At 42.2% G+C, this 10,091-nt stretch carries 13 protein-coding genes; 3 read left to right on the plus strand and 10 right to left on the minus strand.

What is annotated here, in order from left to right; genetic code table 11:
- Positions 1–402: 402 nt before the first annotated feature.
- From MHM99_RS19805 to MHM99_RS19830, 6 genes are all read right to left on the minus strand, one after another.
- A protein-coding gene (locus MHM99_RS19805; RefSeq protein ID WP_085929704.1) for an IS3 family transposase occupies positions 403–1,553 on the minus strand; the annotation gives its coding sequence in 2 pieces (ribosomal slippage) (positions 403–1,277 and positions 1,277–1,553; 1,152 coding nt in all).
- Positions 1,554–1,614: 61 nt separating this feature from the next.
- A complete protein-coding gene (locus MHM99_RS19810) occupies positions 1,615–2,067 on the minus strand; it encodes a hypothetical protein (RefSeq protein ID WP_239220368.1) in 453 nt (150 codons plus the stop codon).
- 12 nt (positions 2,068–2,079) lie between these two features.
- A complete protein-coding gene (locus tag MHM99_RS19815; RefSeq protein WP_187447675.1) occupies positions 2,080–2,337 on the minus strand; it encodes a hypothetical protein in 258 nt (85 codons plus the stop codon).
- A 22-nt stretch (positions 2,338–2,359) separates the two neighbouring features.
- Entirely contained in the window at positions 2,360–2,872 is a 513-nt protein-coding gene (locus MHM99_RS19820; protein WP_187447676.1) for a hypothetical protein, read from the minus strand.
- Between the two features lie 269 nt (positions 2,873–3,141).
- On the minus strand, positions 3,142–3,978 hold the full coding sequence (locus MHM99_RS19825; protein WP_187447678.1) for a Dam family site-specific DNA-(adenine-N6)-methyltransferase: 837 nt from the start codon (positions 3,976–3,978) through the stop codon (positions 3,142–3,144).
- Positions 3,979–4,158: 180 nt separating this feature from the next.
- Positions 4,159–4,362, minus strand: coding sequence for a hypothetical protein (locus MHM99_RS19830; protein WP_187447680.1), 204 nt, complete (start codon positions 4,360–4,362; stop codon positions 4,159–4,161).
- Between the two features lie 214 nt (positions 4,363–4,576).
- Between MHM99_RS19830 and MHM99_RS19835 the strand changes: the two genes are divergently transcribed.
- On the plus strand, positions 4,577–5,608 hold the full coding sequence (locus tag MHM99_RS19835; protein WP_187447681.1) for a phosphoadenosine phosphosulfate reductase family protein: 1,032 nt from the start codon (positions 4,577–4,579) through the stop codon (positions 5,606–5,608).
- A 61-nt stretch (positions 5,609–5,669) separates the two neighbouring features.
- Positions 5,670–6,203: a hypothetical protein gene (locus tag MHM99_RS19840; protein ID WP_187447682.1), complete on the plus strand. Its 534-nt coding sequence runs from the start codon at positions 5,670–5,672 to the stop codon at positions 6,201–6,203.
- 1 nt (position 6,204) lies between these two features.
- On the opposite strand, the gene MHM99_RS19845 is transcribed toward MHM99_RS19840, so the two are convergent.
- A complete protein-coding gene (locus MHM99_RS19845) occupies positions 6,205–6,372 on the minus strand; it encodes a hypothetical protein (RefSeq protein WP_239220369.1) in 168 nt (55 codons plus the stop codon).
- The gene (locus MHM99_RS19850; protein ID WP_187447684.1) at positions 6,369–6,590 is read right to left on the minus strand and encodes a hypothetical protein; all 222 of its coding nucleotides are present in this window, start codon (positions 6,588–6,590) and stop codon (positions 6,369–6,371) included. Before MHM99_RS19850 ends, MHM99_RS19845 begins: the two co-directional genes overlap by 4 nt.
- Positions 6,591–6,752: 162 nt before the next feature.
- Between MHM99_RS19850 and MHM99_RS19855 the strand changes: the two genes are divergently transcribed.
- On the plus strand, positions 6,753–8,540 hold the full coding sequence (locus MHM99_RS19855) for a DUF4942 domain-containing protein (protein WP_187447685.1): 1,788 nt from the start codon (positions 6,753–6,755) through the stop codon (positions 8,538–8,540).
- 534 nt (positions 8,541–9,074) lie between these two features.
- Here MHM99_RS19855 and MHM99_RS19860 read toward each other — a convergent pair.
- Both MHM99_RS19860 and MHM99_RS19865 read right to left on the minus strand, forming a co-directional pair.
- On the minus strand, positions 9,075–9,683 hold the full coding sequence (locus tag MHM99_RS19860; RefSeq protein WP_222936700.1) for a DUF5677 domain-containing protein: 609 nt from the start codon (positions 9,681–9,683) through the stop codon (positions 9,075–9,077).
- Between the two features lie 19 nt (positions 9,684–9,702).
- Positions 9,703–10,091 (minus strand): hypothetical protein (locus tag MHM99_RS19865; RefSeq protein ID WP_239220370.1); only part of this gene is annotated, 389 nt, incomplete at its 5' end.

A 10,091-nucleotide genomic window follows, 5' to 3' on the forward strand; every position in this document is an offset into this window, starting at 1 on the left:
AGTTTGAATTCTTTTGAATAGCTTTTTCGCGTTTTCATATACACTCCAGTTGAGATAATTATCCCTTAACTGGCTGTGTGAATCTATTGGAGCACGTCAAAATGCGTTTAACTAATTTAAAAGTATAATAAAAATTACATTTATCAAGTAACTAAATAGTGACTAAATTTGATATTTATATAGGCCAACACGCAATTTTAATAGAACTGCTGTAATAACAATAGGTTGAGCCAATTTCTAAATGTAATTGGCTTTATGTTGAAGAAGTGAAGAAAAGGAGCTCTAGCTTAAAGAAGGTTGGGTTAATGTAATAGCTAATATCTATAGCCAATACTAAGCATTGGGTATGAGCCGTCATTGTACACATTAAATGTAGCACCAAACGTGTTCTGCGCAACTAAATCAGGACACTTTTCTTAAGGAACTTTGCTCATATTCTATTGGCGACAGATCACCATTAGCGGTATGAAGTCGCTCTAAGTTGTAATAGCGCATATACGCAGTTACATCATTTCTCATATGTTCACGAGTTGGTTGTGGTATTTTCAATAGCCAATCATGTTTTAAGCTGCCGAAGAACCTTTCAACTACCGCATTATCCCAACAAGCACCAACATCACCCATGCTCGCTCTTATACCGAAATTGGCTAGCAATTTACGATAATGCTTACTGGTGTATTGTGAGCCTCTATCCGAGTGAAACACTAAGCCTTTAGGCGGTTGGCGCAAGTTATAAGCCTTCATCATAGCTTTGCTTACTAAGTCAGTCGTCATTCGTTTGTCGATATGCCAACCAACGATGCGGCGTGAATATAAGTCCATAACAATGGCTAAGTACATCCAGCCTTCACCTGTTCTTAAGTAAGTCACATCACCAGCCCAGACCTGATTTGGTGCAACAGGGTTAAAGTTCTGGTTCAACAGGTTATCAGCAACAGCATCACTGTGTTTGCGTTTGGTTGTCACCTTGTATGCCACTCGTTGAGTCACAACTAAGCCAAGTGTTGCCATTAACTTCTGAACGCCATAATCACTGACGTTAAAGCCCTCTCTGCGTAACTTCTTTCTAAGCTCCCGATAACCTAAGCTATTTCTGCTTTTCTCGAAGAAGTGCTTTGCCATTCGATATAAGTTCAGTTGCTCTGCTGTGATGATTTTGACTGGCCGTTTGAGCCAAGCGTAATAAGCACTACGGCTTACTTTCATCACTTTACAGAGCTTAACTACGGGAAATGCCGAAGATAACTGCTTAATCGTTTTAAACGTTACTTGGTTTCCTTTAGCAGGAGGGCGCTGGCCTTTTTTAAAATCTCTTTTTCCATCCTTAGCTCTTTATTTTCCTTACGTAGTTTTAGCAGCTCTGCTCGTTCATCCGCATTTAAACTGGCTCCAGATTGCTCAGCCTCGAATTTAGCTTTCCAGTGATAAAGTAACTTATCTGTGATACCTAAAGACGCTGCTGCTTTTGGTACGCTGTAGCCTTGCTCGGTTACCAATTTGACAGCTTCTTGTTTAAATTCAGCCGTGTAACTTCTGTTTGTTCGTTTTGTCATTTAACACCTCAATAATTGGATTATATTCCATTATTAAAGTGTCCTGTTTGATTAAAGCAGATCAGTTATCAGAGTGCTTATAGTTTGAAGCACTTTGAAAGAATATGCCGCCGTCTTGGTGAAGCTCATGCATGAATTGGTAGCTACCGAACCGGAACAACTTGTTATCACAATTTTCCTTGAGACAACGATGTATTTTCTGGGCTTTGTATTTCACCGTTTCACTTGGCGCCAACATCGCCGTTGTAGCCTTATCTAGGGGGTATTTAGCTTGGAAATAACCTATTCCCCCTGGGCGAAGTGACATCTCCGCGAGCACATGGCTCAATCTTGCATGCGGATTTAGATCCTCGTTACGAGGTACTACCATACTGACGCTATCAAGCTCGAACGTGTTGTTTAGTAATTGCCATTGACGTTCTGCAAGTTGCTTGTCTGGCACTCCAGACAGATATCTCTTCTTTCGTGAAAGGTAAATCCCTATCACGTCCATCAATGAATTATTGTGTATCAATTCGATGTCCAACTAACGTTTGATGGTGAAGTCTCTCATGCCCAGAGGGCGGCTGTCTCTGCGCTTGATGACGGGTTCTTCTTCAATCAGAGTAAGTAGCCTCTCATGATTGGGATCAGACTTAAACTTGTCGTCATTAATATAACTGTCCAGTTCAGCTTGGGTCGAAAATCGCTCATAATCACAATTATCGCACCTCACATATAGCTCATCTAAATACAGCACGCCGGCATCAGAACAATTCGGACATGCACTGCCAATTTTTGGCATTCTTATCTCCAGCCACGATGGTTCAGATGTTTTCCTCAACAGACTTGCTTGAATGACTGGCTTTCTTAGATTCCATTGCCTCGATTACTCTGACCAAATTTTGATGGCCGGCTGAGCAATAGCTGGCCAGGTATTCTTTCCCTTCAATAATTTTTATTTCAGAGAGACCGATAGGCTGCCTACAGATTCTCCGTGAGGCTGGGAATTTATGTGTACAGATTTGTACTTTTTTCATCTTAGCGCTGCTTCTAGCATAAAAGTATGACCCAACAGTTGCTAAAGTACTGACGCCAGTCATTACTGCCAAAACCGTTTCTACCGGACTGACGCCGGCTGCAACCCATGCTGTTCTTCGAGACCCTGGAGGGGTTACCTCTAATTCCACTCCAGCATATTGACGTTTGGTTAAAGTGCTAAATGAATTGGTTTTATCTTGAATCGAGTTTTTGGGATTTCTAAATGCCTTACGTCGACCGGCTCGATTTATGGCCAACGTTTCATCAAGTGGAAGAAATCCATCTTTTATTTTATACATTTTCAGTTACCATCCCTTAACTTCCCACGTTAATTAACCTTATAAGAATAAATTCTTAGGGTCCAATAAATATCCAACTGTGACAAAAGACGAGAACGATTTACCCGAAGAAAATTGCCAGGTCGTGCTGTATAGCAAATCGCCTACAGCAAGGCTGGACGCGGTATTCAGCAATGGCGTTTTTAAAATTATAGGGCACTGGGCCATAAAAGAATTAAGGCCTGAAGATGTGGAAATATGGGACTACAAAGGACAGGTTGATTAAAAGTTTAGTAATATAAAAGCACTTCAGAAGCAGGACGTCTGGCTTTAGAGGATATCGTCCTGCTCACTTTGAAACGAATTACACGTTTCGCGCTCTTGTATGTGGCCTTTAGTGTTTTGCAATAATGGTTGGACACAAGCACATGGCTAAAATGCGGCCTAATTGAGCTGGAGAGTCTATCAATCTCCATATGTCTTTCTGTTTTAAAGCCTTCAGCTGTATATTGTGTGAAAGTTTGTCCTTGCCCATCTAACGGCAAGTACGGTGGATCTAAATAGCACGACTTCACTCCTGAATACTGAGGTAATTTCATTGTGACCTGTTGGATAAAGTCGACAAAGTCCAATGAGTAAAATTCAGCACTAGCAAACTTTTCTGCGAAATACGTGATTTCAGCAATGGGGAAATACGGATTTTTATAACGTCCCATAGGGGTGTTGAACTCGCCTTTCGCATTGAACCTGAGTAGCCCATTAAAGCAATGCTTTGATAGGTAAAGTAACAATATTGCCCTTTCTTCTCTATCGGAGCTGGCATTGAAATGATTTCGTATTTGATAGTAAAAATCGTGCGTGTTAGTTGATTGCGTAAATAACCGACTAGCTTCTCTAATAACAGAGACATGATCGCGCTGAACCATTCGATAAAGACTCACCAAATCCGCATTGGCATCGTTCAGGCAATAATGTTGATAGTCTGTATTCAATGACAGTGAACATCCTCCACAAAATGCTTCGACTAGCAAACTGCCTTTAGCCGGTACATGCTTTAATAATCGGTCCATCATCAGCAATTTGGAACCTGGATATTTAATAAATGAACGGGCCTTCGCTGTTTTCATATATTTCTTACTTTAACGATGTAGTGACTGCTTTATCTTCTAAAACAGCAAGGCCGATGACGGCAACGATTATTAGTAAATAGTCAGATATTGGAAATATCGATTGTGTTAATGCTAAAGACAGTAGCCAAAGAAACATCTTCAGCGACAGTGCATAGTAATTCACCTTTTTCATTTGAACTAAATGCCTTTGAAAGACGTTTGGTGTGACTGGCTATATTGCTTTTCTACGAGCCGCAGCCTTAGAGCAAGGATTTCTACTAGCAACTCAGCATCAGTGAGCGCATCGACGGGATCCCTGCTCTTCGAGGCTTCTATTTGTTGTCTCAACCAGTTAGAGGTGCTTGGTTCGTGAATTAACATTTCTTCATCTATGGTGCTCATTGTGTTGTGGCTCCTGTCAATAATGTACGATCACATTAGCACTCATTTTTTCTCTTCAAGGCGTTAGGCAATGAAAAATAGATGGGTCTAATCAATTCTTGGCAAAGATGGATTCGGCAAAGAATCTTTCCTTTCCGCACACGCTGAGCCCGGTTTGTAGCCGCAATTCCAAAACACTTGATAGTGAATACATCTTCACTATCGAGATGAGCCGATGTCTTGCCAGCAATTAACGTTTTTTGACTTTAATGGGGAAAACAAACTCGCTGCAGAATCAATTGAAGAGCGAGAAGCGATTGTTCGTCACCATGCCAAACAGGGGGCTTTATTCTTTGTAAGCACCAGTGGCGGCTCTGATTCGTGTGCTATGGCTATACTCATTCAATCTCTGGTACCAGCATCTCAAATTATCTATGTGCATGCTCACCTTGGTGAGGTTGAGCATCCGGGGATCATCGAACATATTAAGCGCTTCAAGCCTAAGTCAATTCCACTCTACATTGTTGAATGTGAGACTAAGAACTTTGTAGACATGGTTTTGGAGAGAATGATGTGGCCTTCACCGAGGTATCGGAATTGTACCTCTACGCTGAAGACCGGCCCTATCGATAAGCTTATACGCAAGGTTTGTGCTGAAAGAAAAATCAGAATTGCCTACAACTGTATTGGGCTGCGTTCGGCTGAGAGTGTTCCCCGCAGTAAGCGCAGCCCTCTTTTTATCAACTCTCGGTTAACACTCAAGAGTGGTAAGCGCGTGGTTTATGATTTTTTACCCATTTTCCATTACTCAAAACAAGAGACATTTGAAGCAATCTATCAGAACAACGAAGTACCCTTTCACGTCTATGAAACGGCCTACGAAAACGGCCAGGTAATAAGGCGAGAGGGGGGAAACGATAGAGTGTCGTGTCAATTTTGCATTATGAGCAATATAAATGACCTCCAGTGTGGCGCAAGGCGCTACCCGGACTCTTACGCGCAAATGGTAGCGCTTGAGAAGGTGACTGGGCACACCATGGCTTTCAAAACTGTCAAAAAAGAAGTGGTGAAAGTTTCCTTAGAAGAAAAGACGGGCATAAAAGCTGACGAGTTAGCGGTGCAACGTTGGGTGAATAAGCTCAGAGCGAGGAAATGTGAAATTGAAGATGCCAAGCTGCAATCAATGCAAGAAAAGGCGAAACAACAAACATTGATCCCGGTGACGAGTGTGAATGGTGACAACCAAACTATTGCCATGCCTTTCTGAGGCCACTTTGTGGCCCGTTTCTTCTATTGGAATACGGTGTTTGTATTTAAGGAACTTCACTATGTTTGATTTTGCGCAAGACTCGATGATGCCTGAATCTACTCAATCGTGGTTGACAGCAATTAACGGTCACTCATTAATGGAAAATGGCACTATGACATCGCTTATAAAGGCTAATGGCCAATGCGTTGAGAGAGTCACACGAATAGGTGAACAGGCCGATTTCTACCGCAACCTGAATTCCCCAGGCTTTTATTCATGCAAACAGCGAAAAGGGGCAAACCGGGGCAAAGTATCTGGTTATGCAAATATCTTCGTAGTTTCAAACCCTTCTTTTGTCGTGTCACTTGCAGGGCGTAGACGAACACTCAGAGAGCGAAAACGATGCGTACATGCCTATGTCAGGGGTAATGTTTTAGGAGCATTTAACGGCTCCTTAGACCTCAGCAAGCTTAAGCGCGTTTACACGGTAACTTATCAGCCTTTCGTAAGGGATGTCTTCTTTGAACGAAATGTTGGGATTAAAGTGCATGAGTTGCCCCAATCCCCCGTTGCATTGCTTTTTGGCGCGAACGTATATTTGGTTCCTGAATGAGCTACCTCAACTCAATGTCAGCGTCCGGGGGTATATGAAACGTTTTTCCGCAGTCTTCACAGTCGACGGTTTCGTTTCTAGGGTCGCCGATGAATCCGTCTTGTTGGGAGTGGCAATACGGGCAGTCCACACGAACTTCACTTGCACTCATCATTGTTTGGGTTTTCATCTGGCAACCCGCCCCATCAAGTAAATTGAATTTATTAAGCCAATTAAAGAAGCCATCGCCAGCGCGATCAGCAGTGGTCCAAGTTCAAGTGAAAGCAACTGTTTGACTGGTTCTTCAGCCAACATGATATAGCAACCAAACCCAATAAGCGCAGCAAGACAGATTGCAAATTGCAGCATGGCTGTCATGTCGAAAGATGGCTGATTCCGGCGTTCCATATGAATTCCTACTTGGATGATTTCTCATAGGTTAAATCAGCAATATTGGGGGGTTGGCAAATAGAGGGGGAAAATACCATCGGTCCAACCAAAAATCCCAATTTGTTGCCAGGTTTGCGTCATGGATGAAACTATCAGCATCAACCACCGAGGATAACTTCAATGGGAATGCAAGCAGAGCTTTTTAATGATGCACCGGCTAATGACGTGCCGACAAAGTCCACTTTACAGTTAGTCAAAGAACTTAAAGACGCTGGGGAAGACTATGAATTTTATCCCACCACCGAAGAGCAATTAAAAGCGGTCTCCGGGCATATACGACAGTTATTTGCTACGTATGAAGTTACCAATCGATACGACGATCCAATAAGAATCCTCGACATCGGCGCCGGCGACGGTCGTTGTCTATCTGCACTAGCCAGCACTATTGCAGAGATTGATTCACGAAAAGTGGTTAAACGGTTTGCCATCGAAAAAGCGACGACACAGATAAAACAATATGCGTCAAAAGAAATAGTCTTGATAGGTACCGATTTCTGGGAAACGAATTTTATTTCAAAAAGCACCGATTTTGGCTTTACTAATCCCCCATTCTCGGAATTCTCTGCTTGGATCCAAACTATCTTGGGTCAGCTTAACTTTAAAGCCCTTTATGCTGTACTACCGCGGCGTTGGCGCAAGGACAAGGCTATTAAAGATGTCATCAAACGGCGCGATATCACTAATGTAGAAATTATCGCAGAATCAGATTTTATCGGTGCAGATAGAGCCGCGAGAGCACCTGTTGACCTGGTGTGTTTTTATTTTGGAGAACTGGATCAAGCTCGCATAGAGAAGAAAAAATTAATCCGCGAAGGCTACAAGCCAAAGCTCGGCGTCAGCGGGAATTGCAGTTTCCAGCTGTTCATCGAGGGTGAACTAGGCTTGGTTAAAACACACTCAGAAACCACCGATAAATTCAATGAATTTGTGGAGAAGGAGCGGATCCGGGCTGAAATGGCCAAACAAGGCACACGAAGCTATGAACTGGTAAAATCTGAGGGGGTTCTTGCCGCATTACTCGATCACTACGAACAAGACATGCAGCAAATACTCGAGCAGTACAAAGCTATCAGCAAGATCGACTCATCGTTATTGGCTGAATTAGGCGTAAAATATGACGCTATCCGAGAGTCTGTAAAGAATAAGCTTTTTGGTATGAGAAATATTTACTGGGACTTACTATTTACGCATTTAACCCCAATCTCCAGCCGGCTTACTACAAAATTCAAAAACCAGCTTTTAACGACGTTAAGTAGCAATGCGCTTGATTTTACGTTGAAGAACGCGCTTTACATTGTTGATTTCTCGATAAATTATGCGAACAACCTGGTCGAAGATAGTCTGATTTCTGTCTTTCGTGACCTGAGCTGTGAAAGTTCAATAAAGCGTTATTACAGTTCGAATGAACGGATGTATAACGATCGGTGGCGGCACAACAATACCGATGACTATAAACAATGTAAGATTACGCTTGATTACCGTTTTATTTATAGCTCATGGGGGAACTTTGGTACTTATGACTGGCAGCGTGGACTGAATGAAAGCGCCCGGGACTTTACCAATGATTTACTTGTGGTCATGAAATTGCTTGGCTATGGCAACTTGTTCTTAACTGAAGACATTTCAAAAATGACCGCAGGGGATAAATTAGCCATTCGGGGCACTGGTCCTGATGGCAAGGAATTGGACTTGGTACAAATTAGGTATTACGGGAACGGTAACCGCCACATAAAAATGAATACTGAAGCCATGGCACGATTCAACATAACAATATCACGATTGCTCGGTTGGGTTCGCAATCGCGCAGAATATCAGAAAGAAACAGGCTGTGCGAAAGTGGATACCAGGGTGTGGGATACAAAAGACCATATCTACATCCAGCCGAATGCTGTGAAATTGCTAAACTAGCAAAAAGACATTGTTATTAAAAGGGGGCATAAAGCCCCCTTTAGTTCCGTTCTAGCCCTCAATTAATCTTTCGAGCTAAGTTGCTTCACTGATACTGCAATCGATAACAGTAGAGCGATAACAGTTAATATTAAAATAACTATTTCAACCATTCGAACGTCCTCCTTTGGTGGGAGGGAGTATGGCCAGTCATCTGCTTCCTTCACAGTTATCTCGTCAGACCGGTACTTACCGTCTAAAGGTATGCGTACTCCCAGTAAGTTTAGGAAGCAGCCATTGTTGTCCAAGCAACGGCCCGAGATAAATTAGGTAAAAAAAGAGGTTTAATATGCCTAATAACTCACATCAAAGTACGCCTTCAGAGCACTGTTATTATATACATGCATTATGAATTTGATAAGAGGGGATTTGATATTATCTTATAGATGTTCTATATTTAAGTTGTCTAAAGGTATGCGTACTCCAATACGCAAACAAATCAGCCCGTCGTCCAAACGGGCTTTTTTGTGTCTGCAATCAGACCAATCATCTAACTCATTCCCTAGCTATAGCAAATGCCCATTCATTAAGTGACGTACCGATCTGTTCAAAATCTCTAACAAGGTTTTCACTGTCAGTTAAGTCAATAAGCTCTTTTAAAATCACCCAAGAGAAAACACCAACCTTTTGCATCAAATGGCGTACTTCTTCATCACTCAAGTTAGGCGTAATTATGTTGCCCTGGCCAACCTGTCTCCCTGCGTTTTGGATGCCTCCATGGGTAAAACTGTGCATGAATGGGCGCATGTCTTCCCACATTCGGGAAAGAAGAGGAGGTTGACGGATACTGGACTCGACTTCCTGGATCAAAGTCCATGCACTTTTCCACTCATCTTTTTGAATAGATTTATCGATTTGTGCATCTGTCGCGCATCTGTGTAGCCACATTGCACGAAACGTCGTTTCAAATAATGGGCGTAGTAAGGCGTAAGCGGATGCGAAATTGCGTTTTTGTGCAAGCATCTGAATGGCATCGCAGTGATTCAAACTAACAAACAACATCGAAGAAACAAGTATTGTTCGAGTTGTCGGCGGCGCAGAGCATAACTCTGTTAACGGCCAAATTCTTTCCAGATGTTCCCTCGCTTTAAAAATGCATTCCATTATGGACTCACTAAATTTCTTATCTGACGTATTGGACTTCAAAATTCTCAACAGAATGAAGCTTTAGAAATTTCGCCAAATTATCCAAGCGCCATGTCCGCAGTTCATTAGTACGCCCGTGACGCATAACGTATGCTGTTTTAGTATCAGCGTTAATTGCAAAAACAAAAAACTTAAGTTCATCATCTTTACTTTCCTGAGCGATGACTCTGGTGATCGCCTTATCGGTGAGTCGCTCAGCAAATGCACCTTCTTTTAAATACAATAAACTATTCATAATTAACAATATGCCATAATGTTTTTCACATAATGGGGTTCTAGGGATTTTCCCCTCTAAAAAGACATAATCCTCTGTAGACCACACCAATAAATGGCTGCGGAGGTGGTTTACTTTCAGCTTGGAGCCTA

The organism is Alteromonas sp. MmMcT2-2, from assembly GCF_022348305.1.
Lineage (GTDB): Bacteria > Pseudomonadota > Gammaproteobacteria > Enterobacterales > Alteromonadaceae > Alteromonas > Alteromonas macleodii.